General features: G+C 70.1%; 22 protein-coding genes. 12 read left to right on the top strand and 10 right to left on the bottom strand.

Translation table 11 applies throughout. The features are described from left to right. Positions 1–42: 42 nt before the first annotated feature. Positions 43–603: a TetR/AcrR family transcriptional regulator gene (locus CHC08_RS17000; protein WP_245878370.1), complete on the bottom strand. Its 561-nt coding sequence runs from the start codon at positions 601–603 to the stop codon at positions 43–45. 352 nt (positions 604–955) lie between these two features. On the opposite strand from CHC08_RS17000, the gene CHC08_RS16995 reads away from it, so the two are divergent. Both CHC08_RS16995 and CHC08_RS16990 read left to right on the top strand, forming a co-directional pair. Next, on the top strand, positions 956–1513 hold the full coding sequence (locus tag CHC08_RS16995; protein ID WP_089208253.1) for a DUF2243 domain-containing protein: 558 nt from the start codon (positions 956–958) through the stop codon (positions 1511–1513). Continuing rightward, positions 1510–2322: a cytochrome c oxidase assembly protein gene (locus CHC08_RS16990; RefSeq protein ID WP_089208296.1), complete on the top strand. Its 813-nt coding sequence runs from the start codon at positions 1510–1512 to the stop codon at positions 2320–2322. The genes CHC08_RS16995 and CHC08_RS16990 overlap by 4 nt, the downstream gene beginning before the upstream one ends. A 109-nt stretch (positions 2323–2431) precedes the next feature. Here CHC08_RS16990 and CHC08_RS16985 read toward each other — a convergent pair whose 3' ends face one another. After that, positions 2432–3046, bottom strand: a complete 615-nt coding sequence (locus CHC08_RS16985) for a YdeI/OmpD-associated family protein (protein WP_089208295.1) — start codon at positions 3044–3046, stop codon at positions 2432–2434. A gap of 313 nt (positions 3047–3359) precedes the next feature. Beyond that, the gene (locus tag CHC08_RS16980; RefSeq protein WP_420823569.1) at positions 3360–3836 is read right to left on the bottom strand and encodes a VOC family protein; all 477 of its coding nucleotides are present in this window, start codon (positions 3834–3836) and stop codon (positions 3360–3362) included. Between the two features lie 62 nt (positions 3837–3898). Here CHC08_RS16980 and CHC08_RS16975 point away from each other — a divergent pair, with 62 nt between their 5' ends. Beyond that, entirely contained in the window at positions 3899–4852 is a 954-nt protein-coding gene (locus CHC08_RS16975) for a helix-turn-helix transcriptional regulator (RefSeq protein WP_089208251.1), read from the top strand. A 164-nt stretch (positions 4853–5016) separates the two neighbouring features. Here CHC08_RS16975 and CHC08_RS16970 read toward each other — a convergent pair whose 3' ends face one another. After that, on the bottom strand, positions 5017–6036 hold the full coding sequence (locus CHC08_RS16970; RefSeq protein ID WP_245878369.1) for an ArsR/SmtB family transcription factor: 1020 nt from the start codon (positions 6034–6036) through the stop codon (positions 5017–5019). Between the two features lie 35 nt (positions 6037–6071). Between CHC08_RS16970 and CHC08_RS16965 the strand changes: the two genes are divergently transcribed. Continuing rightward, a complete protein-coding gene (locus CHC08_RS16965; RefSeq protein WP_089208293.1) occupies positions 6072–6986 on the top strand; it encodes an oxidoreductase in 915 nt (304 codons plus the stop codon). A 162-nt stretch (positions 6987–7148) separates the two neighbouring features. Here CHC08_RS16965 and CHC08_RS16960 read toward each other — a convergent pair whose 3' ends face one another. The 3 genes from CHC08_RS16960 to CHC08_RS16950 are packed head-to-tail and all read right to left on the bottom strand — an operon-like array spanning position 7149 to position 14216. After that, on the bottom strand, positions 7149–11342 hold the full coding sequence (locus CHC08_RS16960; protein WP_089208250.1) for an SbcC/MukB-like Walker B domain-containing protein: 4194 nt from the start codon (positions 11340–11342) through the stop codon (positions 7149–7151). Beyond that, on the bottom strand, positions 11339–12685 hold the full coding sequence (locus tag CHC08_RS16955; RefSeq protein WP_089208249.1) for a DUF2398 family protein: 1347 nt from the start codon (positions 12683–12685) through the stop codon (positions 11339–11341). Before CHC08_RS16955 ends, CHC08_RS16960 begins: the two co-directional genes overlap by 4 nt. Continuing rightward, complete coding sequence (locus tag CHC08_RS16950) at positions 12678–14216, bottom strand: TIGR02677 family protein (protein WP_089208248.1); 1539 nt, start codon at positions 14214–14216, stop codon at positions 12678–12680. The genes CHC08_RS16955 and CHC08_RS16950 overlap by 8 nt, the downstream gene beginning before the upstream one ends. 179 nt (positions 14217–14395) lie before the next feature. On the opposite strand from CHC08_RS16950, the gene CHC08_RS16945 reads away from it, so the two are divergent. The 5 genes from CHC08_RS16945 to CHC08_RS16925 all read left to right on the top strand — a co-directional run bounded on the left by CHC08_RS16945 (position 14396) and on the right by CHC08_RS16925 (position 18919). After that, positions 14396–15199, top strand: coding sequence for an alpha/beta fold hydrolase (locus CHC08_RS16945; protein ID WP_089208247.1), 804 nt, complete (start codon positions 14396–14398; stop codon positions 15197–15199). A gap of 20 nt (positions 15200–15219) precedes the next feature. Further along, positions 15220–16458: a PP2C family protein-serine/threonine phosphatase gene (locus CHC08_RS16940; RefSeq protein ID WP_245878368.1), complete on the top strand. Its 1239-nt coding sequence runs from the start codon at positions 15220–15222 to the stop codon at positions 16456–16458. A 461-nt stretch (positions 16459–16919) separates the two neighbouring features. Continuing rightward, positions 16920–17711 carry a carbonic anhydrase family protein gene (locus tag CHC08_RS16935; RefSeq protein WP_179282077.1) on the top strand — a complete coding sequence of 264 codons (792 nt, stop codon included), beginning with the start codon at positions 16920–16922 and terminating at the stop codon, positions 17709–17711. A 54-nt stretch (positions 17712–17765) separates the two neighbouring features. Further along, on the top strand, positions 17766–18407 hold the full coding sequence (locus CHC08_RS16930) for a hypothetical protein (protein ID WP_089208244.1): 642 nt from the start codon (positions 17766–17768) through the stop codon (positions 18405–18407). Between the two features lie 155 nt (positions 18408–18562). Next, complete coding sequence (locus tag CHC08_RS16925) at positions 18563–18919, top strand: hypothetical protein (RefSeq protein WP_089208243.1); 357 nt, start codon at positions 18563–18565, stop codon at positions 18917–18919. A gap of 196 nt (positions 18920–19115) precedes the next feature. On the opposite strand, the gene CHC08_RS16920 is transcribed toward CHC08_RS16925, so the two are convergent. Next, positions 19116–20099 (bottom strand): glucosyl-3-phosphoglycerate synthase, encoded by a 984-nt coding sequence (locus tag CHC08_RS16920; protein WP_089208242.1) that lies wholly within the window; start codon positions 20097–20099, stop codon positions 19116–19118. A 129-nt stretch (positions 20100–20228) separates the two neighbouring features. On the opposite strand from CHC08_RS16920, the gene CHC08_RS16915 reads away from it, so the two are divergent. Further along, a complete protein-coding gene (locus CHC08_RS16915) occupies positions 20229–22073 on the top strand; it encodes a CHAT domain-containing protein (protein ID WP_143653242.1) in 1845 nt (614 codons plus the stop codon). 99 nt (positions 22074–22172) lie between these two features. Here CHC08_RS16915 and CHC08_RS16910 read toward each other — a convergent pair whose 3' ends face one another. Next, positions 22173–23642 (bottom strand): helix-turn-helix transcriptional regulator, encoded by a 1470-nt coding sequence (locus CHC08_RS16910; RefSeq protein ID WP_369986512.1) that lies wholly within the window; start codon positions 23640–23642, stop codon positions 22173–22175. A 240-nt stretch (positions 23643–23882) separates the two neighbouring features. Here CHC08_RS16910 and aceA point away from each other — a divergent pair, with 240 nt between their 5' ends. After that, positions 23883–25175 carry an isocitrate lyase gene (aceA, locus tag CHC08_RS16905; protein ID WP_089208240.1) on the top strand — a complete coding sequence of 431 codons (1293 nt, stop codon included), beginning with the start codon at positions 23883–23885 and terminating at the stop codon, positions 25173–25175. A gap of 225 nt (positions 25176–25400) precedes the next feature. Here the strand turns inward: aceA and mihF are convergent, their stop codons facing one another. Next, positions 25401–25709 carry an integration host factor, actinobacterial type gene (gene mihF / locus CHC08_RS16900; protein WP_089208239.1) on the bottom strand — a complete coding sequence of 103 codons (309 nt, stop codon included), beginning with the start codon at positions 25707–25709 and terminating at the stop codon, positions 25401–25403. Positions 25710–25867: 158 nt separating this feature from the next. Here mihF and CHC08_RS49610 point away from each other — a divergent pair, with 158 nt between their 5' ends. Then, positions 25868–26044, top strand: coding sequence for a hypothetical protein (locus CHC08_RS49610; RefSeq protein ID WP_162641846.1), 177 nt, complete (start codon positions 25868–25870; stop codon positions 26042–26044). Positions 26045–26072 lie beyond the last annotated feature (28 nt).

The raw sequence follows: 26072 nt of genomic DNA, 5'->3' as shown, positions 1-26072 counted from the left end.
TGTCCCTGTCAGGGTCGAGGGGAGTAGAACGGTCGCCCGATATCAGGCGCCGCGCGCATTGAGGGCCCCGGCCGCGCTGCGGACCAGGACGTCGCGTAACTCGTCGTCGTTCATGGCGACGGGCTTCATGCAGACGATGGGGATGGCGCCCAGGACCATCAGCGCCGTGACCTGCGCCGAAGGATCGGGCGAGCGGGAGGCCAGCGCGTCGAGCAGGCGGTCCACCATGCCCTGCACGTCGGCCAGGGCGGGATGCCTGAGCAGGCCCGGGATGTCGCCGTGGAGAACGGTGACCTCTCGCCGGAAGGACAGCACGAGGTCGACGTAGCCCTTCACGGCCGCGAGCTGGACGGTGTCGTCGGCGAGCCCGGCCAGCTGCCTGTCGAGCACGCCGAACGCCCCGACCGCGGGGGCGAGCATCTCGACGAGGATCGCGTCCTTGCCGTCGAAGTGGTAGAGCAGCGTCGCCTTGGAGCAGCCCACCTCGGCGGCGATGTCCTGCAGGGAGGTGCCTTTGAAACCCGCGACGGCAAAAAGCCCGGATGCGGCGTCGAGAATCTCTCGACGCGTGCGCGAACGGACGTTTCTCGACAAGTCACCCACCCCCTCACCCAGCCTAGCTGACCGATCGGACAGCATTTGACCGATCGGTCAGTTTTTGTGACGTCGATCACGTGCCAACGTCATGGAGCGCTGGTAGGCGTTGGGTAACCACCGGGCCAAGAGCCGAGCACTGCGGCGTTTCCCCGCACCGGACCGCGGGATCACCGCAGATAGTTGATCTCGGTTGACGGGGACGGAGGTTCCGCGGCCGTGGCGAGCGACCGATGGGCCCGTCAGGGGCGCCTCCTGCCGCCCCCAAGGGCACGGCCGGGCCGTACAACGCCCGTCTTGAGTGCTCATGAGACGCCCGGTGTCGTCACGCCGGACCCGAGCTGGAGAGGAAGGGGGCGTGATGGCGACCGGATCGGCCGAGACGGACAGGGTCAGGCGGCGGATCGCCGTGCCCGGCACGGTTCTGGGCATCGGGCTGGGTGGGTTCGTCGACGGCATCCTGCTCCATCAGATCCTGCAGTGGCATCACATGCTGTCCAGCACCGACACCGACAACATCGGCGTGAAGTACTACCCGGTGGACACCGTTCCGGGGCTGCGGATGAACACGCTGTGGGACGGGTTCTTCCACGCGTTCACCTGGCTGGCGGTGTTGATCGGCCTTGGCCTGCTCTACTCGCGCGTCGTCCACTCTCGCGGCCGGGTGTGGAGGTCACGGATGCTGTGGGGCTGGATCCTGGTCGGGTGGGGGGTGTTCAACCTGGTGGAGGGCGTCATCGACCATCACCTCCTGGGCATCCACCACGTGCGCACCGGCCCGTACCAGATCTGGTGGGACCTGGGATTCCTGCTCCTGGGCGCCGTGCTGGCGGCCGGGGGGTGGCTGCTGCAGCGCGGCGGCGCCCCGATCGACCTGTGCCGCGCGGACGGGCGCGTCTCCGGAGCGCCGGCGCCATGACCGCCCTGGCGCACGAGGCGCATCATCACGGCGGCGGCATGCAGGCGCTGCTGCCGCTCGTCGTCCTGGCCGTGGTGCTGGGCGCGTACGGGCTGCCGGCCGCGCTCCGGAGCAGGGAGGCGAAGGGCTGGAGCCGGTGGCGGACGGCGAGTTTCGCCGCCGGCGTCGCCCTGGTCGCCGGGGGCGTGACCGGGCCGGTCGCCGCCTTCGCCGAGACGGACTTTCGCGGGCACATGCTGCAGCATCTGCTGATCGGGATGCTGGCGCCGCTGGGCCTGGTGCTGAGCGCCCCGATGACGTTACTGCTGCGCTCGCTGCCGCCCGCGAAGGGGCGGCGCGTCGGCGCTCTGCTCCGCAGCCGGGTGATGCACCTGCCGGCCAATCCGTGGATCGCGCTCGTGCTCAGCGTGGGTGGCATGGCCGCGCTGTACTGCACCCCGCTGTATCGAATCGCCTCCGCCAACGCGCCGCTGCACCACCTGGTGCACGTGCACTTCCTGCTCGCCGGTTGCCTGTTCGCCTGGGTGATCGCCGGTCCGGATCCGGCGCCGCGGCGCCCGTCGGTGCCGGTCCGGCTGGTCGTGCTGGGGGTGGCGGTCGCCGTACACGCCACGTTGTCGCAGCTGATGTACGCCGGGCTGTTCGTTGACGTGCCGGTGCCCCCGGAGCAGCTGCGCGGGGCCGCGGAGATCATGTACTACGGCGGCGACATCGCCGAGCTGCTGCTGGCCCTGGCTCTGGTGAGCGCCTGGCGTCCCGCGCGAGCCACCGTCCCGCGTTCCGCGCCTGCCGTCTCCGCCCTTCCCTGAACCCCTGTGCGTGCCGCACACCGTCTCCGGCCCCGACGCGTTCAGCCGAGCCCGACACCGCCTTCGACCATGCCGTTCGCCCAGATCCACCGCGTCCGCGACGGGAAGATCATCCTGCTGCGCGACCGCTTCTCGCCGGAGCCCGCGAGCTGAACTTCTTTCCCGCTTCCAGCTGGGCGATCATCTCCTGGAGGCGGACTGCTCGATTATCGGGTGTCCTCGCCGTCATGAGGCGGAAGAACACGGCATATTGATTTGTCCTGTCGAGCGTTTCGAAGAAGGCCCTCGCCTGCTCGTTCCGCTCCAATGCGGCCGCGAGGTCGGGCGGGACCGTGGCGTTCTTCTGCGATTCGTATGCCGCTTCCCATCTTCCGTCCGCCTGGGCGGCCAGGATTTCCGCGAGACCGGGTTCTCTCATGTGCCCAGCGGCGACAAGCACCTCGGTTCTGTCGACGTTCACCCTCGACCACCGGCTCTTCGATCGGCGGCGCGAATACTTCTGCAGAAAATACGCCTCGTCGTAGGACTTTCTGTGGCTGTCGATCCAGCCGTAACACAGGGCGACATCGAGCGCTTCCGTAAGCGCCACCGAGGCAATTCCCGAGCCCTTCTTCGCGATCTTCAGCCACACACCGGTCGGCAGTTCGTAATGGTCGGCCAACCAGGCCTCCCACCGGGAGGCGTCCTCGAAGACGATGATTTCCGCGCCGTTGAGTTCTGCCATGGCAGTCAGGGGCACGGCGCCGTGAAGGCCCGGGCTCCCCTCCTCCTTTCAATCGCTTACGTCGCAGGTCTTCCCGCGCTTTTCCCCTGACCGATCGGGGAGGTCGAGTCCTTGCCGGGCTCCCGAAGATCAGCTTGTCCGGCCCCGATGATCCGGCGGCGACCCCGAGGAGGGGCTCAGGGAACCGTGTGGCTTCCCGAGCCCCGGGAGCCCACCGCGACCGGTCGCTTCCCGCCGGTTCTCGTCGCCTTCAGCCGGCTCTCACCGGCGGCCACTCGTCACCTCGTCACCGGCGGCACGCCCCCGGCACGGGTCACGCCGGTCCGCTCGCGCCCAGGACCTCCAGGTAGTGAGGGTTGTACATGATGCCCAGGATGTTCCCGAACGGGTCGACCACGGAGGCGGTGACAAATCCGCTCTCTCCGCGAACTGTGAGCGCCTCGTACTCCTTCGCCCCCATGGACAGCAGCCTCTCAAGAGCCGCGGGCACATCGTCGACGTGCCAGAACATGACGGCACCACCCGTACCGGGCACCGCACCGTCCGGGGCGTAGCGCCTGTCGATCAGGCCCAGCTCGTGCTGGTAGTCGCCGAGGCGAAACTCCACGTACGCCGGCGGGCCCTCCACCGGGCGCTGGAAGTAGGGATCGATACCCAGCAACTCGGTGTACCACTTCTTCGCCGCCTCCAGGTCGTCCGCCCAGAAACTGACGGTGGCGAATCCTCGCAACATCTGTGTTCCCTTCGCTGCCGCGGACACCTGCCGGCTGTCGCCGGTGTGGTGCGTCATGGTGAGTACACTACGGACCCTTGTGGAACCTCCGGTTCCTCAATGCCTGGCAGACTTGAGCGATGTTGGAAACCTCGACGCGGCTGCTGCGGCTGCTGTCATTGCTGCAGGCGCGACCCGACTGGTCCGGCGCCGAACTGGCCGACCGGCTTGCCGTGACCACCAGGACCGTCCGCAACGACATCGAACGGCTGCGCATCCTCGGCTACCAGGTCCACTCGACCACCGGGACGGCCGGCGGCTACCGGCTCGGCGCCGGAGCGGCCCTGCCGCCGCTGCTCCTCGACGACGAGGAGGTGATCGCGGTCGCCGTCAGCCTGCACGCCGCCGCCGGCGGCACCGTGACCGGCATCGAGGAGACCTCGCTGCGCGCGCTCACCAAGCTGCAGCAGATGCTGCCGTCACGGCTGCGCCACCGGATCGACGCGGTACGCGCGGCCACGATCTCGGTGGCCGGACGCGGTCCCACCGTGGACGCACAAACCCTGACGGTGATCGCCGCCACGATACGTGACCACGAGCAGCTGCGTTTCGACTACCGCGGCCACGACGGGACCGCGAGCGCCCGCACCGCCGAACCACACCGCCTGGTCTACACCGGGCAACGCTGGTATCTGCTGGCCTGGGACAACGACCGCCGCGACTGGCGGACCTTCCGCGCCGACCGCATCCGCCCCCGCACCCCGAACGGCCCCCGCTTCACTCCTCGCGAGCCCCCGGGCGGCGACGCCGCCGCGCACGTCGTGCGCGGGTCGAGCTCGACGGTCTGGAAACACCAGGCCCTCATACGGCTGCACGCCCCCGTCGAGACGATGGCCGAACGGCTGACCCCGCTGGCGGGCCTGTTGCGGGGCGTGGACGATCAGAACAGCATCCTGGAGACCGGGGCCGACTCGCTCCACAACCTGGCCGCCTTCCTCGGCAGCCTCGATGTCGCCTTCACCGTCATCGACCCCCCTGAACTACGAGCTCTCCTGCGCACCCTCGCCGACCGCTACACAAACGCGGCCCTCTAGACCCGGTGCCCGGGTGCGACGGCATGATGTGCTGACGGCCGGGGAGGCAGGCGGCGGTGTGCCGGGCCTTGATCGAGACCCCGAGGTAAGCAGCTGCCCGATCAGGCAGAGCACCGGTGGCGGGTCTCCGCTCGTGTTCGGGGCACGCGCAGACCGGCGGAATCCTATGGGCGGGCGGCGAGGATGGATTCGGCGACGGAGGTGCGGGCGTAGAGCACCGAGCGACCGGCTCGGTGGGCGCTGACCAGGCCCGCGTCGCGCAGCGCGGTGAGGTGCTGGGACGCCCCGGCCGGGGAGAGCCCCGTACGGCGGGCCAGTTCGGTGGTGGAGGCAGGGGTCTCCAGTTCGGTCAGCAGCAGGGTCCGCGAGCGGCCGAGCACGGCGGCGATGGCGCCGGTCCTGGTGATGGGCCGGGGTTCCCACAGGGAGCCGACGCCGCGCGCCGGGTAGGCCAGTTGCGGCGGCTCCGGCGGCGTCACCCGGGTGAGCGGGCCCGGTCCGGTGAAAGCCGAGGGAATCAGCAACAGCCCCGCGCCCGCCGTCTTCCGGGACAGGGGTCGTTGCCGGCGGGCCAGCCGTAGCGCGTTGTCGTCCCAGCTCACCGAGGGGTGCAGATCGTTGAAGAGATGGCCCGCGCCATGCTCGGCGACCTGCCGGGCCCGGTAGAAGACGTCGGCGTCGAGCACCGCCCGGATCCGCGCCCAGTAGGGGGCGAGCGCCAGCTCCCAGTAGGTCTCGATCTCTTCCGAGACCCGGACCAGGCGGGCCTGCGGCTCGGCGTACAGGGTCCGCAGCCGGAGGCCGCGACGCCCCTGCTCGCGTCCCAGGCGATCAAGGTCCTGGCATACCCGGGCGACGGGAGCCGCCAGGATCCCGGCCAGCTCCTCCGCCAGTGTGGGGGCCGGCCCGGCGGGCGCCGGGTTGAGGAAGTCGGGAACGTAACCCGAGGGCGGGATCAGCTCGGCGAGCCAGCCCCGGTCAAGGCCGGCGGCCGCCACCCGTGGCCGTACCTGCTCGAGCCAGGGCCGGTGCACGGGATGCGCGGAGACGGAGCTCAGCAGCCGGAAGCTGGTCCCGACCTCCCACATCGGCGAGACGGCGAACCGCGTCTGCGCCAGATCGCTCGCGGAAAACGCCAGCTCCTCCAGAGGACCACTCCAAGGATTCAGATATACCTTAATCAATGGCGACCATCCTATATCGGGGAGATCATTCGACCATGACCCTGCAGATGATTACCGCGGCCGCGTCAGGCACCTGGAAGCTCGACGACCTGGAGGTCAACCGGATCGGTTTCGGCGCGATGCGCCTGACGCAGGACGGCGCGGCGCTCCGGGCCGACGCCGTTCCGAGCGACCGTGGCCGGGCGATCAGCGTGCTGCGCCGCGCGGTCGAACTCGGTGTGAACCACATCGACACCGCCGCGTTCTACTTCTCGCCGCTGCGTTCCGCCAACGAACTGATCAACCAAGCACTGGCCCCCTATCCGGATGATCTCGTCATCACCACCAAGGTCGGGCCGGGCCGAGGCCCGTCGGGCGAGTGGCTGCCCCATGCCACCCCGGAGCAGCTGCGCGGCCAGGTCGAGGAGAACCTGCGTCAGCTCGGCCGTGACCACCTCGACGTGGTGAACCTGCGCGTCCTCGGAACCGACTCGATCGCCGAGCGTTTCGGCGCGCTGGCCCAGCTCCGCGAAGCCGGGCTCATCCGACACCTGGGCATCTCCAACGTCACCCCCGAGCACCTCGCCGAAGCCCAGGCCATCGCACCGGTGGTCTGCGTGCAGAACCAGTACGGCATCGGCGTGCGGCCCGAGTACGACGAGTTCCTGCGCGCCTGCGGTGAGCAGGGTGTCGCGTTCGTGCCGTTCTATGCGATCGCCGGTACGGGGCGCGAAGCCGGCGCGGGTGGCACCGCCAGCGACGAGGTGCTTGCCGTCGCGCGGGCGCATGGGGCGAGCGCGGTGCAGGTACGGCTGGCGTGGACGTTGCACCGCGGGCCGCATGTGCTGGCCATCCCCGGTACCGGCAACCCGGATCACCTGGTCGCGAACGTGGCCGCCGGCGCGCTGCGCCTCTCCGAGGACGAACTGGCCGTTCTGGACCACCTCCACCGGGGCGAGGCCCGAGCTTGAGAATTCGGTTACCGGTATGACGTACCGGCGCAGGCGTTCGACCATAAGGTGTCTCTCTCCCGCCCAGGCCGGTGTGACGATGTGGGCCGTTCGCCACTACCACCAGCGCGGCCTGCTCGCCGAGCCGGGCATGGTGTCCCAGGCTCGGCGAACCCGGCCCGGTTACTCCTCGTCCGCGTCCTCGTCGGGCCCCTCCCCCGCCTCCAGCAGCCCGGCCTCGATCGGCACGCGCCGGGTCGGGGCGAACCCCAGCAGCTCCTTGGCCAGCTCGTCGTTGCCGGAGAACCCCGCCCCGGAGTCGATGAGCTCGCCGCCGTCCCACAGGACGAGCATCGCCGAGACCGTGTGGGAGGCCTTGTCGCTGTGCATGTCATAGTGCGCCGCCGCGGGGACCGTGGCATACCGGACCCACAGGTCATGGCCCGTCATGAACACGTCCAGGTCGTAGCGGACGGTGAGCCCGAGCAGATCCGGCTTGTAGATGTCGTCGATGCCGGCGAACGCCTCATCGAGCGCGATCATCCGGGGGCAGGTGCCGGAGGCGGACGAGTAGATGGCGTTCGCCGCGGCGAACAGCGGCAGATGGATCGCGGCGGACTTCTCCCCGCCTGACATCTGGGAGTGACGCTTCTTGCTCAGCTTCACGTCGTCCTCTCCGGGAACCTTCAGCCGCAGCTCGAAGGACCGCCAGGTCCTGTAGTCCAGGACCGTGGAGAGCACCTCCTTGTAGGTCGCCCGGGGATGACCGGCCCGATACTCATGGATCATCTTCCGCAGGATGCGGCGCAGGCCGGCCAGCTGCTCGGGGCCGAGGCCGTCCTGCCCGAGGAGCTCGGAGACCTCCCTCTGCAGGTCGGTGATCCCGTCGGACACGACCCAGCGAATGCCCACCGTCGTACCGGTCGACATCGGCCTGGACCTGGTGTCGGCGTCCATGCCCCTGACGAGGTCGCGGGCCACGAGGACCCGGTCGAAGATCTGCTGCGCCAGCCCGGCCAGCAGCTCGTCCTCCAGGACCGTCCGCTCCCGCTCCTCCAGGAGGAACCCCTGTTCGGCCGCGCGCTCGGCGATGCGCCGCGCGAACGCGGCCACCGGGTGGCGGCCGTCCGCGTCGAGGACCTGCACGACGACCACGGAGTCTCCGGGCTCCCAGTCCAGCCGGTAGTCCTCCTCGCAGGCGTTGAGCGCGTCGTTGAACTCCTTGAGCGCCTCCGTCATCCGGTCGCGAACGCCCTTGCGCGCCGTCTCCCCCGCCGGCCGGCCCGCGGTGGCCGCGTCGTAGAGGCCGAGGAGCTCGGCCACGCCGTCCGGCAGGACGGCCTGGACCGCCGGGGCGGCCTCCTGCTCGGACAGCCGCTCGATGATCTCCGCGGCGATCTGCTCGGACCCGGCCCACCGGGTGCGGTCCGGCCAGGACGGCGCCGCGGTGATCTTGAGAACCGGCCGCAGGTCCGCATGGGCGAACGGCGCGAACGACGCGAGCTGATCGAGCAGCTCCTCCAGCGCCGCCAGGAGGGAGATCCCGCCGTGCTTGTGCGCCGACTCGGCCTCGACCAGGGCGTCGTGCTCCCTGCGAGCCCGCTCGTCCTCCGCCTGCCAGGTGGCCTTCGCCTCTCTCAGCGACCGCTCCGCCTCGCTGATCTGACCCAGGATCTCCTGGAGGGGCGCGCTCAGCGTCTCTTCGAGGGCGGCCAGCCGCTCCGCCGCGCTCAGGTGTGCCTCCTCCTTCTCCACGAGGGCCTCGGCCGCGCCCCTGTGCTCGGCGGCCAGGCGCGCGATCGTACGGCGGCGCCCGGCGAGGTCCTGCCTGAGAGTCTCGATTCCGGTGAGCCGCTGGCTGAGCCCCTCCGCCGCCCTGGTGAAATCGGCGATCGCCCGGGCGACCACCTCGACCTCCGCCGCGACGGCGGGCATGTTCCGGTCCGCGGCCGTCTGCCGGAGCCGGCGCCGCTCGGCGTCCGTCTCGGCCGTGGCGCCGTCCAGGGCGGTCGCGGCCTCGGAGCACTCCGTCCGGGAGGCCGCCAGCAGCGTCGACTTCTCGGCCAGCGCCGCCACGGCCCGGGGAATGCCCTTGGCGATGGGCCGGAGTTCGTTTCTGGCCCGGCCGACGTCGTCCAGGCGCCGCCGGAGCGCGTCGCGCTCCGCCTCGCCGTCCGACCGCTCCTGGGAGCGGGCCCGCGCCTGCCGTTCGTACTCGGCGATCCTCGCCCGCCGGCGAGCCGCCCGATAGGTGGCGCCGATGTACTCCGGTGCGGTCTTGGGCTGCGCGCCCAGGTGAACCCCGGAGCTGAACTGGCCCCGCCTGCTGATCGCGGGCGCCGGGGAGGCGACGGTGAGCTCGTCGGTCAGCGCGATCGAGTCGAGGACCTCGGAGATGACCTCGGCGGGGACGAGGTCGTGCTCCTCGGGAACCAGGATGCCCGACAGGGTCGGTCCCGCCGGCCGCCGTTCGGCCGGGACCGGAAGCAGGTAGGCGTCGGGGTCGGCCTGCTCCAGGGCGACCGCGGTGAGCCGCGGATCGGGGTGGATCCAGGAGGTGAGCAGCCCGGCCGCGTCCAGGGCCCCTTCCACGGCGGCGGCCTCTCCGTCCGAGACCCCGTCGGCGAATCGGACGAGCTGCCAGAGCGCGGCTCCCTGCCGCTCGGTCCGGGCGGCCTGCCGGGTGGCGGCGAGCGGCGGCGCGTCGTCGCGCTCGGCGGCGATCTCGTCGCGCAGCGCGGTGAGCCGTTCGAGCTCCGCCGCGGACTCGCGCAGCCCGGCCTCCAGCCCGGCCACGTGGGTGACGAGCGTCGTGCGCCGCGCCTCGGTCAGGTCTCCGAAGACCTCGGCGAGGCTCGGGGCCCCGGCCTCCCCGATGCGGGCCAGGCTCTCGCCGAGCACGGCGACGTCATCGACGCCCACCACCGGATCCGGGTGGTCCCCCGACCACCTGCCGGCCCAGACCCGCAGGTCCTCCTCCGCCTGGGCGCGGGCCTCGCCGAGCTCCCGATCGGCGGTCCCGCAGGCCAGCTCGCCGGCCTCGATCCTCTTGCCCGCCTTCTGTACGGCCTGCTCCGCGCGCCCGCGCTCCCTCTCCGCCGCGTCGACCTTCTCCAGCCGGCGCCGTACGTCCTCGACGTCCTCCAACCGGGCGGTGACCTGCGCCCGGACCGCCTGCGGGTCGCCGTCGTCCGGGGTCGTGAGCCCGGCGAGCCCGGCGGCCTCCGCCATGTCGGAGGCCTGCCGTTCGGCCGCCTCGCGAGCGTTCTTGAGCTGCTGATCGATCCCGTCGGCCTCGCGGCCGAGATCCACGATGTATTCGGCGGCCCTGGTGTTCGCCTCGCGCTCCCGGGCGATCTCCTGGGCTCCCTGGGCGACCTGCCCGCGCAGACTGTCGAGCTGCCCCTGGGCGGTGTAGGCCTCGTGCTTCTTGAGGCCCTCCAACCTGCCGGCGAACCTGTTCTGCTCGATGCCCGCGACCTTGCAGGCCTCCCTGGCCTCGTCCTGGGCGGCGCCCGCGCGGCGCATCTCGGTCCGTGCCTCGCTGATCGCGGTGGCGTGTCTCACCACCTGCTCGGTGCGCGCCGCGATCCGGTCGAGGTGGAAGCGCGCGCCGACCTGGAGATAATCGGCGTAGCAGTCCAGAAAGGCACGGGCGGCGCCGTCCGCCGCCGTGAGGTCGTCGACCAGCCGCTGGACGGCCGCGAGGTTCTCGAAGTCGCGCGCGGCCTGCTCGACGAGGTCCTCGGTGACGGGGCTCAACCCCGAGGTGAGGGTGTCGGAGACCTTCCCGGGGTCGAGGTCCTTGGCCAGCAGCGGCCTGCGCAACGCGAGCAGCAGGTCGAGCAGCTGGGTGTAGCGCTCCCGCCCGAGGCCGAAGAGGGCGGCGTCGACGGCGTCCCGGTAGTCGGTGGCGCTGTCGTGCCACGCCTCGGGTTCGAGCGCCCGCTTCAGCTGCTGTTCGGTCAGCGGCCGGGAGTCCTCGGAGAGCAGTCCGAAGTCGAGGCCGAGCCGTTTCGCCGTCACGAAGAAGGACGTCTTGACCGCGGGCCGATCCTTGTGGGCGCGCAGGGCGATGATCAGCGTGACGGTCCGCTCGCCCGCCGCGAACTCCATCCAGACGAATCCGTACTCCGACTCCTGCCCCCGGTACAGGAGGTTGGACTTCATCGTGCGGTTCTCACCGCTGAAGGGGTCGAGCCGGCGGGCGTCGACCACCCCGTCCAGGACGAAGGGGAACAGCACCTCCAGCGCCTTGGTCTTCCCGGAGCCGTTGTGCCCGCGCAGCACCAGCCTGCCGTCCGCGAACACGAACTCCTCGTCCGTGTAGTCCCAGATGTTGATCAGACCGGCTCGGGACGGCTTGAACCGCGTCATACTGAATCCTCTCTTTCGAAGACGTCGAGTTGGCCCTCGGGCGGTGCCGGAATCGCCAGGGTGATGTTGCGGTAGCGGACCGCGGCCGGAAGCAGCAGCACTCCGCCGGGAACGGGGCGTATCAAGCGCAGATCCGTGAGCAGGACGACCGCGGCGTCGAGCAGTCCGTACGGGTCCTGCTGCCAGGCGCCGGTGAAGGAGGCCGCGCCGAACTGTTCGTACAGCTCCTCGATCAGGGCCTCCAGCCTGTGCCGCTCCACCAGGACCAGCCGTTCGGGACGCTGCGGCGGCGCGGGAGGCCGCTCGGCCGACGACCAGGCCAGATCGTGGACGACACCGGCCTGCGGCAGCGCGGAGTCGATCCGTGCGAGCAGGTCCCGCTGCACCTCGGTCTCGACCGGCGGCTCGACCTCCGCGAGTGCGCCCGGTTCCTCAAGGGCGTCGGCGATCTTGGCGATCAGGAGGCCGGCCGCTCGGTTGACCGCCCCGCCCCTGCCCGGGAAGGGTTTGTCGGTGAACCTTCCCCCCGGGTCCGCGAGCAGGACGCCCTCCGCCCGGCGTTCCACGGCCAGGCCGGTGAGCCGGGCCAGGTTCTCGACGACGTCGTCGCGCCGGAGCACCGCGGCCGCCTCCGCGTCGAGGTCGGCGTAGTAGACCACCGGGTGCTCCAGCAGCAGCCTGCGCACCCGCCTCTCGGCGGAGGCACTGAGGCCGTCCAGCAGCCCCGCCGCGCTGGTCAGGTGCTGTACGGGGCGAGCCGGTCTGAAGATCGCCGTGCAGATGTCGTGGTCGATGTCGTACAGGGCGTCGCCGCCGTCGCCCCGCGCCCACGCCTCGGCCGACCCGTCGGACAGGCGCAGCGCTCCACGCTCCACCAGCCAGCCGAGCACGTCCACCACCGCCCCCTTGTGACCGGGGACCACCGGATCGAAGCCGAGGCCTTCGATGGAGTTGGCCACCGGCCCGAACAGGCGGACCAGGTCGGCCAGGCTGATCTCCACCCGTGACCTCTGGAAGGAGCCGAGCACCAGGCAGAGATAGGCCAGCCGCCTGCGGTCGAACGCCTTACCCGCCCTGTTCGTGAAGATCTTCACCCGTGACGGGTTCAGGGTGTCGAGCCGGCGGACCAGCCGCACCTGGTGGGTCGTCGCGATCAGGGTGTAACCGAACAGGTCGCGGAAGTCCCGGGTGAGCTGATCGGCCCAGAGCAGCACCCGGTCCAGGAGTCCCGGCCGGGGATGAACCGCTGTGATCAGGTCGCTGGTGAGCACCAGCCGCACCGCGTCCTGGTAGGAGCCGAGGTCGCTGACCGGGACGTCCGCCGCCGCACGGGGCTCAGCCATCCGTCCTCCCGACACGCGAGACGATCTCCAGGGCGAACCCGGGCAGGTGCAGCATGCCGTGCCGGGTGCGGACGCTGCTGCCCTTGGGTTCCGGCACCAGGCGCATCACCACGGTGTCGTCGCTGCCGGATCCGGAGGTCAACCGGCCGGCGACCACCGATCGGGCTTCCAGCGCGCGGGTCAGCAGGGCCAGCAGCACGCGGGTCTCGGCCTCGTTGAGGATCCGGTCGTGTGCTCCGTTGCCGGCGAGGTCCTGGGCGGCCTCGCGCTCGGCGGCCCTGGCCTCGAGCTGCCGCCGCCGCAGATCCGCCCGCACCCCCGTGTCGGTGCGGACCGGCTGCGGAAGACCGGGACCGGCCTGCCTGCCCGTCCGGAACGGGGTGAGGGCGACTTCGATGCCTGGCGCGTTCCACCAGGTGGCCCGCGGCGAGATCTGCTCGGCGTCGTCGTGGGCTCCGCCGAGATGCCGCGCCGAGCTCAGGTTGAACGCGGCCGTCGTCAGCGCGTAGGCGGCGTCCTCGTCCGGCGTGTTGTAGATCCATTCGGCGAGGTGCCGCAGCTCGGAGGCCCGGTTCACGCCACCGCGCTGAGCCTCGGTGAGCTGCCGGAGCAGCGCGATCACACCCGACACCGCGGACCTGGTCGCGCGGCGCAGGTCCGCCGCCCCGGACGCGGAGCCGGGCGTCGCGGTGAACCATACGCGGAGCGCCTCCCACCGGCGCTTCCAGTCGTCGATCCGCTCGATGCCGCTCAGAAACGGCCTGTCGTCGGCGTCGGCGGCCCTGATCAGCATCGTGTTGACGCCGCTCGCCTCGACCTCCCGCACGGCCCGGTCCAGCCGGGGCAGGTAGCGGTCGAGCTCCGCCATGAAGTCGCTCATGTGCGTCAGCAGGGCGTTCTTGTAGCGGAGGAACAGCTCGGGCGAGGCCTCGGTCGAGGTGACGATCTCGCCGAGGGTCACGTGGAACCGGGCGGACCGGCGGACCATGTCCTCCATGACCTGGTCCAGCCGGGAGAGCCGCCGGTAGACCTGGTCCTCGTCGCCGCCGCGGTTCGCGGTGGCCAGCGACCGGAGGTCGTCGAGGATGTCGGAGAACACCAGCCGGGACAGGTTCACGTCACGGACCCTGACGGCGAGCACGTCCTCCACCGCGGTGAACGCCCGGTAGCCGAGCTCGCTGAACTGGTAGACCGACTGCCTGTTGCGGTAGCGCGCCAGCGTCCCGGCCCGGGAGGCGTCCTCGAGCCGATGGATGATCTTGTCGTCGGCCAGCGCGTCCAGCCGGTTCCGCAGGGCCGCGTCCAGCTGGGGGACCTCGTCGTGGGCCGCCGCCAGCTCCCGTAAGGCCGCCGCGACGTCCTCGCTGTCCACCTGGACCCGGTGCACCGCCCGCAGACGGTCCATGGCCCGGAGCACCCACAGGTAGGCGACGTGATCGTCTCTGCGCGTGAAGTTGAACAGCTGGAACCTGTCGCCGACCGCGAGCGCGTCCAGATCCAGCGCTCTGCGGCTATCCGTTGAGTCTGTCATGTCAGCCAGCAAGTATTCCGTAACCGGAGGGCGTGCGGGGCCCGTACGCCTCCATCGGCGAACACACATTCGAAAAATAGAGAGCATACCAAACGCCCGCATCTCTGGCGGCGAACTCGCATTCGAATCGTGGCCGGGGGCAGGAGTATGACGCCACAGCGAATGAAAGGATGCGCCACATGAGTGCAAGGAGCAGAAACAACGTCGTGCTGACCGGCAAGGAAGACGGTCCGGTGGTGATGCTCGCGCACGGGTTCGGCTGCGACCAGAACATGTGGCGCCTGGTGACGCCGACGCTGGCCGAGGAGTTTCGCGTGGTGCTGTTCGACCACGTGGGGGCGGGCCGGTCGGATCTGTCGGCCTGGCAGGCGGAGCGCTACGCGGCGCTGGACGGCTACGCCGACGACGTGCTGCGGATCTGCCGGGAGCTGGACCTGCGGCAGGTGGTGTTCGTGGGACATTCGGTCAGCGCCATGATCGGGGTGCTGGCGGCGATCCGGGAGCCGGAGCGGTTCGCCAAGCTGATCCTGCTCACCCCCTCGCCGCGCTACGTCGACGACGGCGACTACCGGGGCGGCTTCAGCCGGGCCGACATCGAAGAGCTGCTGGAGTCGCTGGACAGCAACTATCTGGGCTGGTCGGCGGCGATGGCACCGGTGATCATGGGGAACCCGGACCGTCCCGAGCTGGGCGAGGAGCTGACCAACAGCTTCTGCCGCACCGACCCGCGGATCGCACGCGCCTTCGCGCGCACCACGTTCCTGTCCGACAACCGGGCCGACCTGGCCAAGGTGACCGTGCCGACGCTGGTCATCGAGTGCGCCAGCGACGTCATCGCGCCCCCGCAGGTGGGCGCGTTCGTCCACGCCCAGATCCCCGGCAGCCTCCTGGTCACCCTGGACGCCACGGGACACTGCCCGCAGCTGAGCGCTCCGGAGGCGACCACCCAGGCGATCGTCTCCTTCGCGTCGGACTGGCGGTGATGTGTGACGGCGGGCGCACCGTGAACCCGACCGAATCCGGCCTGCCCATCGGGGACGCCCGCTTCAGCGCGCTGCTGGAGGACAGCGCCGAGGACCTGTACGAGCACGCGCCCTGCGGCTACCTGTCCACGCTCCTGGACGGTCAGATCGCCAAAATCAACACCACGCTGCTGACCTGGCTCGGCTACACCCGCGAGGAACTGGTGGGCCGGCGCCGCTTCGCCGACCTGCTCACCGTCGGCGGCAAGCTCTACCACGAGACCCACTTCGCCCCCCTGCTCCGCATGCAGGGCCAGATCGGCGGAGTGGCCCTGGAGCTGCGGGCCGCCGACGGCACCCGGCTGCCCGTCCTGGTCACCTCCACGCTCAAAACCGGCGCCGACGGCGAGCCCCTGCTGATCCGCACCACCGTCTTCGACGCCCGTGACCGCCGCGCCTACGAACGCGAACTGCTCCACGCCCGCCAGGAGGCCGATCGCGAACGCGAACGCCTGCAGCGCCTGGTGTCCACCCTGCAGCGCAGCCTGCTGCCCCCGGCCCTGCCCGCGGTGCCGGGGATGGAGGTCGCCGCGTACTACCACACCGCCTCCGCCGACCAGGTCGGCGGCGACTTCTACGACCTGTTCCGCCTGGCCGACGACCGGTGGGCGTTCTTCCTGGGCGACGTGTGCGGCAAGGGCGCCGAGGCGGCGGCCATGACGTCGCTGGTGCGCTACACCCTGCGCGCCGCCGCGCACGGCGACCCCGACCCGGCCCGCGTGCTCGACAGCCTGAACGAGGCCCTGCTGGCGGAGTACAGCCCCGCTTTCCCCTTCTACTGCACCGTCCTGTTCGGCCTGCTGACGGTCGCCGCTCCCGGCGCCGGGACCGGGACGGTGGAGATCACGCTGACCGGCGGCGGTCATCCGCCCGCCCTGGTCATCCGCGGCTCGGGCGCGGTCGAGCCGGTCCATCCGGCCGGCGGGCTGCTGGTCGGGCTGATGCGCAAGCCGAACTTCGCCACCGTCGCCGTCCGCCTGGAGCCCGGCGACGGCCTGCTGCTGTACACCGACGGGCTGACCGAGGCACGGATGCCCGACGGTGACCTGTTCGGCGACGACCGCCTGGAGGAGCTGGCCGCCACCCTGTCCGGAGCCCGCGCCCCGGATATGACCGAGGCCGTCGCGCGGGTGCTGAGCGGTTTCGGACCCGGCCTGAACGACGACACCGCCCTGTTGGCCCTGACCGTCCCGTCCTCACCGCCGAAGGCGTCCTCGTGACCGACGCCGTCCGACTCGCCCCGCACCCCGAATAACACGGTGCCGCGGACGCCCATCGTGGCCCCGGACCTCCCGCGCGCCCAGCCGCCCGCCCCGTAGACACCCCGTGGACCCGCTGCCCCCGTGATCGGTGTCCGATCACTCGCCTGCCGCGAGACGGGGTGCGGGTGCGTCCGGGCATGGGATCGCCCGCCCCCTTTCCGCGAATCCACCGGGCTTCCGCGATGCCCCGTCACGGGTACGGCGCCCGCGACGGACGGCGTTCCGTCATCCGACGCGGTGCCCTGATGGCACGTAATCGACCGTTTATTTATGGTCGTTTTGATCTCAAATGATCACGCCAGAGACGATCATTTTGGTGCTAATGTCGCCCACGCCCTTATGTCACCTTTATGCGGACGGGATCCCTCCACTCTCCGCAAAAACCCCATTCGGTGACACCCTTGTATGAAAGGCCCCCCTTGCGTCATCGTCTTGCCCGGATGGCGGCGGCCGCCGCTCTTCCGCTTCTCCTCGTCGGATCCCCCGCTCCCGCACAGGCCCAGGACAGTCCCCGATGCCACAGCACCGGGACCGACGAAGCCGTCGAGAGCCCCATCGAGATCGACCGTTCGGCCGCATGCCCCGGCAACCGGTCCACACTCTCCATCCACTATCCGCACAGCGTCGACGGGACGGTCCTCTTCCAGGACAAGCCGCCACTCGGCGGCCGGCCGAGCGAGCATGACGACGTCCGGTTCGTCATCGCGAGCCAGGGCCCCCAGCCGTACATCACCTTCAACGGCGAGCGGTACAACCTGAGCAACGTGCACTTCCACGGCCATGCCGAGCACAAGTTCGCGGGTCAGCCCTTCGCTCCCCTGGAGGCGCACCTGGTCCACGAGAGGGCGACCCTGCCGAAGGCCTACGTGGTCTTCTCGGTCCTCCTCGACGCCAAGACGCTCTCCGAGCCGTCCCAGCACGACCGCCTGATCGCGTCCCCGCCCGTTCTCGGCGCGTCCAAGGACGTCTACCACATCAACCTCAACGCCCTGCTGCCCGCCAGTCACAGCACCTACCGCTACACCGGCTCGCTCACCACCCCGGACGAGAACGGCGACTACTTCAAGCCGGTGAACTGGGTGGTGTTCGATCATCGGGCGCAGGCCGGCCAGAAGAACGTCCAGGCGTACAGGTCGCTGTGGGACTCCGCAGGCAACCACAGGGAACTCCAGGTCAGCGTTCCGGCCCCCAAGGTCTACGCCTACCGGTAATGCCGGGCCACAGTCCGGATCGAACCGCTCCGCGAAGGCGTACGTCATGAGGGCATGAAGCATCGGCTGCTCGTCATCCTGCTGCTCGTCACCGCGACCCTGGTGATCGCTCCCGGTACGGCGTGCGCCTGCAGCTGTGCTCCCCTTCCCCCCGCGGAACAGATGAAGAAGGCGGCGGCGGTCTTCACCGGAACGGTGACGGCCGCCCGCCGGCTCGACGGCGGCCCTCTCGGCCCCACGCCGCCGGTCGTCCACACCTTCCGGGCCGACCAGGTCTACAAGGGGAAGGCGAGCGCCGAGTTCGAGCTGGCCACCAACGCCGACGAGGCCGCGTGCGGGTACCGCTTCGTCACCGGATCGCGGTATCTGGTGTTCGCCTCCTCGGGCGAGTCCGGCCTGTTCGCGATCGATCCCGGTGTGGCCCTGCACACCTCGCTGTGCGCCGGCAACCGGATGCTCCGTCCGGGCGGCGGCCCCCTGCGCGCGAGGGACCCGATCCCGAACGGGGAGCCGCTCACCGCCGAACTCATCACCGCCCTCGGTACGGCCACCCGCCCCGCGGCGGCACTCCCCGCTCCCTCACCCGACGCTTCCGACAGCGAGCCGGCCCCGCTCTGGGTCTACGCGGGAACGGCCGTGGCAGGCCTCGGGCTCGCCTTGGCGGGATGGCGGTTCTCCAGGCGACGCAGGGCGTGACTCTCCGGGCGACGATGAGGCGTGAGAGTGCCGGCCTGGCAGCGGGCCGGGAACGGCCCCCGGCTACAGGTGATCTTTCATTCGGCCCGTTTAGCTGGGCCGCGACGGGTAGGCGGACAGGTGTGAGGTCCCTTCCAGGTGAGAAGAGTTTGAACATGACGAGCGAAAATCTGTGGACCTACCGTTCAGATGTCTATGGCGGCGACCAGACGCTGGACCTCATCGGCTTCGACGTTGAGGCCACCGACGGGAAAATCGGCCTGGTGGAGGAGGAGAGCACGGTGGTGGGCGACAGCTACATGGTCGTTGACATCGGCTTCTGGGTCTTCGACAAGAAAATCGTGCTGCCCGCCGGCCTGATCACGGGGATCGACCCGACGGAGCGCAAGGTCTACGTCGGGTGCACCAAGGAGGAGATCGAGGAAGCTCCGGAGTTCAGCGTGACCACCTACAAGGAGCCCGGTTACCGCGAACGGCTCGGCGGCCACTACGGACGCTTCACCATGAGCTGATCATCAGGGTGGCCAGAAAGGGACCGTTCCGCACCGGAACGGTCCCTTTCTCGTTCCCCGGCCTCCAGCCCCAGCGTTGACGCGACAAGACCGCGAAGGGTTCGCGAGCAATGCCGCCACCGGGATGAGCGCCGAAGGCGACTCCACGGCCTGCTGAGATCAACGACCTGATGCGGTGCCGGGTACGGCGAACGGGTCAGCCGGCCGGCCGGGAACGGTAACCGGGGACGGTGGCCATCGGTGGGCGTTCCGCGATGGCCACGTCGCGGACGGTCGCGTGGTGGCCGCCCGATCCCTCCGGGCCACTCGCACCGTCCGGGCCCCTGCGAAACTGGGCCAGGCGGGTGGAGGGCGTGTGCAGGGAGATCATCTTGTTCTGGCGTTCCAGCCGGAACCAGGAGGTCTGCAGGATCTGGGCGGCCATGCCGCCGAGCGCCTCGGTGGACTGGTGGGAGTGGACCCGGCGGCCCAGGTCGACCTGGGCCAGCGCGTCGAGCCCGGCCAGGTCGAGCAGGTCGATCAGCAGGCCCAGCTCCACGCCGTAGCCGGTGACGAACGGGACCCGTTCCAGCACGGACCTCCGCCCGGCGTACTCCCCCGCGAGAGGTTGCACGAACCCCGCGAGCAGTGGCCAGTGCAGGTTGAGCAGAGGCCGCGCGACGAGCTCGGTGACCCGGCCGCCCCCGCTCTGCACGTTCTGCAGGGGCCGGTCGTAGCAGCCCTTGACGTAGACCACGTCCGGATCGTCGAACAGCGGGCCGAGCAGCCCGGTCACGAAGGACGTGCGGAACTCGCGCAGGTCGGCGTCGATGAAGACCAGCAGATCACCGGAGGTCACGGCGAGGGACTTCCAGAGCGCCTCCCCCTTGCCGTCCAGCGGCTTCAGGTCGGGCAGGATCTCGTCCTGCGCGATCACCCTGGCCCCGGCCCGCGCGGCGCGCGCGGCGGTGTCGTCGACGGAACGGGAGTCGATGACCACCAGTTCGTCGACGAGAGGCGCCGCTTCCATCAGATCACGCCGGATCGCGGTGACGATCTCCCCGACCGTCTCCTCCTCGTCGCGAGCGGGGAGCACGACGCTGACCGTCATGTCTCCCTTGGCTTCCAGCAGCCACGCCAACGACCAGTCATCCGATGATGATGTACGCCCACGCAGCCATGCCCCCACTTCAGGCAGCACGGCTCATCCTTCCCATCACCTCGGAACTTACGGGTATCACCTTATGTGGCGCCGATTCGCACTGAGCACCGGCTCCCGTCCCCCTCGGAGAGGTGGGAAGATCGGTCTATATCGCAGCAAGGGGGCGGGATGAACCCGGTAGCCGTGGTGAGGGCGGCACACACTGTCCGTGACGAGCTCGACCATTTGATGGGCGGCGCGTCCGAGGAGCTCCGCGGCCGGTTGGACCTTCTCCTGGCGGAGGAGGGCAAACAGCCTCCCGGGTCGCTCGCCGACGCCGTCATCATGCTCATCGCCCAGTACGGTCCCGCCTGGGAACGGCTCGCCATGCTGCTCCGCCTGAACAACCACGTCACCGCCGAGGAGCTGGTCCCGTCGCTCGCAGATTCCGCCGGTCCCGACTGGCCACCGGCCGCCCCGAGCCCCGGCTCGCCGTCGGCCGCCTCGTCATCGACCGGACCGTCATCGGCCGGGTCCACCGACCCCGGCCTGCCCCATGCCGGCTCCAGAGGCGCCGACTGGCTGCTGTCCAGCGGTCCGCACGCGTCTTCGCTCGAGCAGCCTCCCTCCGCGCCCGCGGCTCCGGCCACCGATCGCGGCCCCTCCATGATCGGCCGGCTGACCGACGCCTTCCGCAGGCGCCGGGGGGAACGGGACGCGGCCCCCGCCGATCGGCGGACGCAGGACGCGTTTCCGCTGATCGAGAGCCTGGCCGAGGTGGTCGGGGGCTGGGGCGTCGAGGTGGATGTCGGCCTCTCCCCCGGACAGGGCGGCGGCGGTGCGGCGGCCTCGCCCTCCGGTGAGCCCGTCGACCTGGACGTCCAGATCATCGCGGAGGGGTTCGAGGCGCCCGGCGGGTGGCGGGTGCGACTTCTGGCCGACGGTGCCTCGCCGTACCCGAAGGCGACGCTCAACCTGATCGCCCTTCCGCAGGAGCAGCCGGAGACGGTCCGGCAGATCCAGACGATCCACTCGGTGCACGGCCAGGTGACCGGCTTCGGCGTGCGTTCGATCTCGGTCCTCGACTCTCCCGGCAAGCTCGGCCAGAACGTCCCTCCCGAGCCGGTCGCGGGCACCCGGGTCCGGCTGACCGGCTTGGAGGAGCCCGCGGACATCACGGTGGTCATCGTCCACGGCGACCGGCCGGGGCGGCTGTGGTGGACCTACCAGTCCCCGCACTTCATCACCCCCGACCAGGCGGAGAGCAGCGATCTCGGCATGCGGACCTCGGAGTTCGGCCGGCGCCTCACGGAGCGGGGCCACCTCTCCGAGGACGTGGGCCGGCGGGTCGCCTCGAAGATCCCCCGGGGGTTCTGGGACCTGCTGAACGCGGTGGCCGGGCGGGTGGCGCCGCGCCGGCCGAGCGTGCTGATCCTCTCCCAGGAGCCGCACGTTCCCTGGGAGCTGGCCGTTCTGGAGCAGCCGGTCGACCCCTCCGTTCCCCGCTACCTGAACTGCCAGACGATGACCGGCCGCTGGCCCATCGGCGGGCGGCGTCCCGAACTGCCCCCGCCCGTACGGGTGAGGGGCGACAGCATGGCGGTCGTGTACAGCGCGGCGGAGGCCCACTCGCTGGTCACCGCCTACGGCGCCACACAGGTCGCTCCCCTGTTCGGCGACATCCTGAACATGTTCGGCCGGTCACCGGACATCATCCATTTCGCGGCCGCCGACTCGACGCCCTCGGCCCCGGGCCAGGGTCTGGGCGGCGCGCCGTTCGTCTTCCTGGAGGGCAGCGGCGATCCCCAGGCGTTCCTGCTGGCGGGCGCGAGCGGGGTCGTCGCCCCGCTCTGGTCCGACGGCCCCGTCGGCGGACGCCTGGCGCAGGGGTTCTACGGCCGTTGCTTCGGCGGCGAGCCCCCGGCCGAGGTCCTGCGCTCCCTGCGCTCCCAGTCACCCGCCACCTTGGCGGCCTACCAGTTCTACGGCCATCCATCGCTCAGACTGACACGCTCCCAGCCGCCGGGCGCGTGACGGCTCAGAGAAGACATGTCGGGCGTGCGATGGCTCCGGAAAAGGCCCGTCACGCTTCCGCCGGGCGTGCGGCGGCTCCGGGAGGATCCGTCGCACGCTCTAGCTGAGCGCGTGACGCTCCAGGAAGGTGTAGACGTCCGCCTCGTCCACGCCGGGAAAGGACCCGGGCGGCAGCGCGGCCAGGACGTGCGAGTTGCCGCGGGCCGACGGCCAGGCGTACCCCTCCCAGCGCTGGGTGAGCTCGGCGGGCGGGCGGCGGCAGCAGTCGCCGGTCGGGCACTCCGACTTGGTGCGGTTGGTGGTCTCCCGCCCGCGGAACCAGCGTGACTCGCGGTACGGCACGCCCAGCGTGATGGCGAAGTCCCGCTCCCTCGAAGGGTCGACGTGGGCGACGCAGAAGTAGGTGCCGGTGGGTGAGTCGGAGTACTGGTAGAGGACGGAGAACCTGTCGGGCGACAGGAAGACCTGCCGTCCCGACCACTGCAGGCACATCCGCTGGCCCTCGATCGCGCCCTGCTCGTCGGCGGGGAAGACGATGCCGTCGTTCTCGTAGGCCTTGTAGATGATCCCGCCGGCGTTGTTGCGGACGAAGTGGCAGTTCAGGTCGAGGAACTGGGTGGCCAGGTTGGTGAAGCGGTGCGCGGCCATCTCGTAGGAGACGGCGAAGACGTCCCGCAGGTCCTCCACGCTCAGCGCCCGGTCCTGCTTGGCCTCCCTCAGGTACGGCACGGCGGTGGCCTCGGGCACCAGGATGGCCGCGGCGAAGTAGTTGGCCTCGGTCCGCTGGCGCAGGAAGTCGGCGAAGTCGCGGGGCTTGTGGTGGCCGAGGGAGAGGTGACCGAGCGTCTGCAGCAGGATCGTGCGCGGGGTGTGCATGCCGACCTGCTCGTGCTTGACGTAGATGCGCCGGTTGCGCAGGTCGGAGATGGAACGGACCGTACGCGGCAGGTCCTGGACGGTCTGCACGGTGTAGCCGAAGTGGGTCACCAGCGCCTGGACGGTGCTCTGCGACAGCGCGCCCGTACGGTAGCCGACCGCGGCGAGCGCCTCGGCCGCGGCCTGTTCGATCTCGGCGAAGTAGTTGCCCTGCTCGCGCTGCTTGCGCCGGAGCTCGGCGTTGGCGGCCCTGGCCTCCTCGGGGGTGGCGGTCCCCCTGGCCTGGCGCGCCCGCAGCTCGCCGTAGAGGCCGAGGATGTGTTCGAGCACGTCGTTGGGGACGCGGGCGGAGACCTTCAGCCTGGCCAGGCCGAGCCCCGCGTACAGCGGGTCGCGCTGCGCCTCCTCCAGGGCCATCTCCAGCTGTGCCCGCCGGTTGGGAGCCTGGCGGCGGAGTAGTTCCTCGACCGGCACGCCGAGGGCGGTGGCGAGGGACTTCAGCAGCGACAGCTTCGGCTCGCGCTTGCCGTTCTCCAGCAGGGAGAGCTGGCTGGGTGCGCGGCTGACGCGTTCGCCCAGGTCGGAGAGGGTGAGACCGCGTTGCTTGCGCAGGTGTCGGAGGCGCTGGCCGAACGCGATGAGATCGAGCTCCTGGGTCAAGGACAGCGGTTCTTCACCGACCAAAGATGCCATACCACGATGCTAAGCGAAATTTCGGGAGAAATTTCAAAGCCCCGCGAGCACCGGCGCCCGTCTCCCTCGGATTGGTCTAGTCCATAGCGAAAACTCTTACTTTCTTCTCCGCTGAATACCAGACGGTATTGCCGCAGGAATAAAAATTTCGCTTCTTACGCGAAAATTGACCTATTCGCCCCTTTCGATGGGGGCACACACTCAGCACAAGGCACCCAGGGGACGAAAAGGAGTCGGCACATGAATGATCGCCTCAAGGGAGCCGCAGACGAGCTGCGGCACGAGTGGGAGACCAACCCCCGTTGGAAGGACATCGAGCGGACCTACACGGCCGAGGACGTGGTCCGGCTCAGGGGGTCCGTCCAGGAGGAGCACACCCTCGCCCGGCTCGGCGCCGAGCGGCTGTGGGACCTGCTCAACAACGAGGACTACGTGCACGCGCTCGGCGCGCTGACCGGCAACCAGGCCGTGCAGCAGGTCAAGGCCGGCCTCAGGGCGATCTACCTGTCCGGCTGGCAGGTCGCCGCCGACGCCAACCTCGGCGGGCAGACCTACCCCGACCAGAGCCTCTACCCGGCGAACTCGGTCCCGGCCGTCGTGCGCCGCATCAACAACGCGCTGCTCCGCGCCGACCAGATCACCTGGTCGGAGGGCGAGGAGAACGCACCGTACTGGCTGGCCCCGATCGTGGCCGACGCCGAGGCGGGCTTCGGCGGCGTGCTGAACGCCTTCGAACTGATGAAGGGAATGATCGCCGCGGGTGCGGCGGGCGTGCACTGGGAGGACCAGCTCGCCTCGGAGAAGAAGTGCGGCCACCTGGGCGGCAAGGTGCTGATCCCGACCGGCCAGCACATCAAGACCCTCAACGCCGCCCGCCTCGCGGCGGACGTGCTGGACGTCCCATCCCTGATCATCGCGCGGACCGACGCACAGGCCGCGACCCTGCTGACCAGCGATGTCGATCCCCGCGACCAGGCCTTCACCACCGGCGACCGCACCGCGGAGGGCTTCTACCGCGTCCGCAACGGCGTCGACGCCTGCATCGCCCGGGGCCTGGCCTACGCGCCCCACGCCGAGCTGCTCTGGATGGAGACCTCCACCCCGGACCTGGATGTGGCCCGCGCGTTCGCCGAGGCCATCAAGGCCGAGTATCCGGACCAGATGCTGTCCTACAACTGCTCACCCTCCTTCAACTGGAAGCAGCACCTGGACGACGCCACCATCGCCAAGTTCCAGCGCGAACTCGGCCACATGGGCTACAAGTTCCAGTTCATCACGCTGGCGGGTTTCCACTCGCTCAACCACTCGATGTTCGACCTTGCCCGCGGCTACGCCGAGGAGGGGATGAGCGCCTACGTCGAGCTGCAGGAGGCCGAGTTCGCCGCCGAGGCGCACGGCTACACCGCCACCCGCCACCAGCGTGAGGTCGGCACCGGGTACTTCGATCTGGTCAGCACCGCCATCGCACCGGACTCCTCCACGACGGCCCTGCGAGGCTCCACCGAGGAGGAGCAGTTCGCGGAGGCCCACTGAGGCCCATCGAAGTCCCTTCCCGGACCCCGAGACTCACCGGACGTTCCCGGGGAGCCTGAGGCGACTCCTCGGGCGAGTTCGATGACCGGCCGGTGACCGAGGCCCCGCCCACGGATTCTCAGATCTCCGAATCCGTCCGGCGGGGCTTCTCGTGTTCCGCGGGCCGCTCCCGAACCCGTCACGGGAGCGAGGGCACGGCCCGCGAGAACGGTGTGCCCGGCCATCTCAGCTGGTGACGGCCTCGATCAGCTTGCGGCGCTGCTGCGTGCCGAGTCCGCCGAGACGGCGGGCCTCGTCCACGTCGGCCTGCTCCATCAGCTGGGCAGCCTTCACGTTGCCGATTCCGGGCAGGGCCCGCAGTGCCTGGGACACCTTGATGCGCTTGGCGATGTCGTCGTCCCGGCCAAGCAGCTGTTCGAGGCTGAGCGCGCCTGCCTTGACCTCGGCCAGAAGCTTGGCGCGGGCCGTACGGGTCTCGGCCGCCTTAGCCAAGGCAGCCTGACGCTGTTCGGGGGTTAGCTTGGGCAAAGCCATGTTGATTTCTCCCTGATTACGTGAATTACAGCATTCTGTTACCCACAGCGACCCGATTAATCATCCCGGCTTGTGGGGAAGGCCGGACCTGTACAGAGCATCACGATATGCCCGTTTGGTTACCCCCGTCTTACCTGTCTCTCCGTAGCCTCGTGCTCATGGGTATCTGGCAGGGGCCGGGAGGCATCGAGGTGGAGGCCGTCGTCTTCGACGACGGCCCATGTCTGCGGGTCACACGGCGCATCGGCGGGGAGCGGATTCTGATGGCCTACTGCGCGGACGTGCGCGAGGTCGACAAGCTCGTCGACCTGGCCGAACTCGTGAAGACGCCGTGAGACGGCCGCCTGGACGATCAAAGTCGGG

This window comes from Streptosporangium subroseum, assembly GCF_900188345.1.
Lineage (GTDB): Bacteria > Actinomycetota > Actinomycetes > Streptosporangiales > Streptosporangiaceae > Streptosporangium > Streptosporangium subroseum.
This window is presented reverse-complemented; position numbering and strand designations above follow the sequence as displayed.

Excerpts from the sequence above, each read along its gene's own strand:
- CHC08_RS16995 (WP_089208253.1), top strand. The coding sequence starts at position 956 with ATGGCGACCGGATCGGCCGAGACGGACAGGGTCAGGCGGCGGATCGCC.
- CHC08_RS16990 (WP_089208296.1), top strand. The coding sequence starts at position 1,510 with ATGACCGCCCTGGCGCACGAGGCGCATCATCACGGCGGCGGCATGCAG.
- CHC08_RS16985 (WP_089208295.1), bottom strand. The coding sequence starts at position 3,046 with ATGGCAGAACTCAACGGCGCGGAAATCATCGTCTTCGAGGACGCCTCC.
- CHC08_RS16980 (WP_420823569.1), bottom strand. The coding sequence starts at position 3,836 with ATGACGCACCACACCGGCGACAGCCGGCAGGTGTCCGCGGCAGCGAAG.
- CHC08_RS16975 (WP_089208251.1), top strand. The coding sequence starts at position 3,899 with ATGTTGGAAACCTCGACGCGGCTGCTGCGGCTGCTGTCATTGCTGCAG.
- CHC08_RS16965 (WP_089208293.1), top strand. The coding sequence starts at position 6,072 with ATGACCCTGCAGATGATTACCGCGGCCGCGTCAGGCACCTGGAAGCTC.
- CHC08_RS16960 (WP_089208250.1), bottom strand. The coding sequence starts at position 11,342 with ATGACGCGGTTCAAGCCGTCCCGAGCCGGTCTGATCAACATCTGGGAC.
- CHC08_RS16955 (WP_089208249.1), bottom strand. The coding sequence starts at position 12,685 with ATGGCTGAGCCCCGTGCGGCGGCGGACGTCCCGGTCAGCGACCTCGGC.
- CHC08_RS16950 (WP_089208248.1), bottom strand. The coding sequence starts at position 14,216 with ATGACAGACTCAACGGATAGCCGCAGAGCGCTGGATCTGGACGCGCTC.
- CHC08_RS16945 (WP_089208247.1), top strand. The coding sequence starts at position 14,396 with ATGAGTGCAAGGAGCAGAAACAACGTCGTGCTGACCGGCAAGGAAGAC.
- CHC08_RS16930 (WP_089208244.1), top strand. The coding sequence starts at position 17,766 with ATGAAGCATCGGCTGCTCGTCATCCTGCTGCTCGTCACCGCGACCCTG.
- CHC08_RS16925 (WP_089208243.1), top strand. The coding sequence starts at position 18,563 with ATGACGAGCGAAAATCTGTGGACCTACCGTTCAGATGTCTATGGCGGC.
- CHC08_RS16915 (WP_143653242.1), top strand. The coding sequence starts at position 20,229 with ATGAACCCGGTAGCCGTGGTGAGGGCGGCACACACTGTCCGTGACGAG.
- CHC08_RS16910 (WP_369986512.1), bottom strand. The coding sequence starts at position 23,642 with ATGGCATCTTTGGTCGGTGAAGAACCGCTGTCCTTGACCCAGGAGCTC.
- aceA (WP_089208240.1), top strand. The coding sequence starts at position 23,883 with ATGAATGATCGCCTCAAGGGAGCCGCAGACGAGCTGCGGCACGAGTGG.
- mihF (WP_089208239.1), bottom strand. The coding sequence starts at position 25,709 with ATGGCTTTGCCCAAGCTAACCCCCGAACAGCGTCAGGCTGCCTTGGCT.
- CHC08_RS49610 (WP_162641846.1), top strand. The coding sequence starts at position 25,868 with ATGGGTATCTGGCAGGGGCCGGGAGGCATCGAGGTGGAGGCCGTCGTC.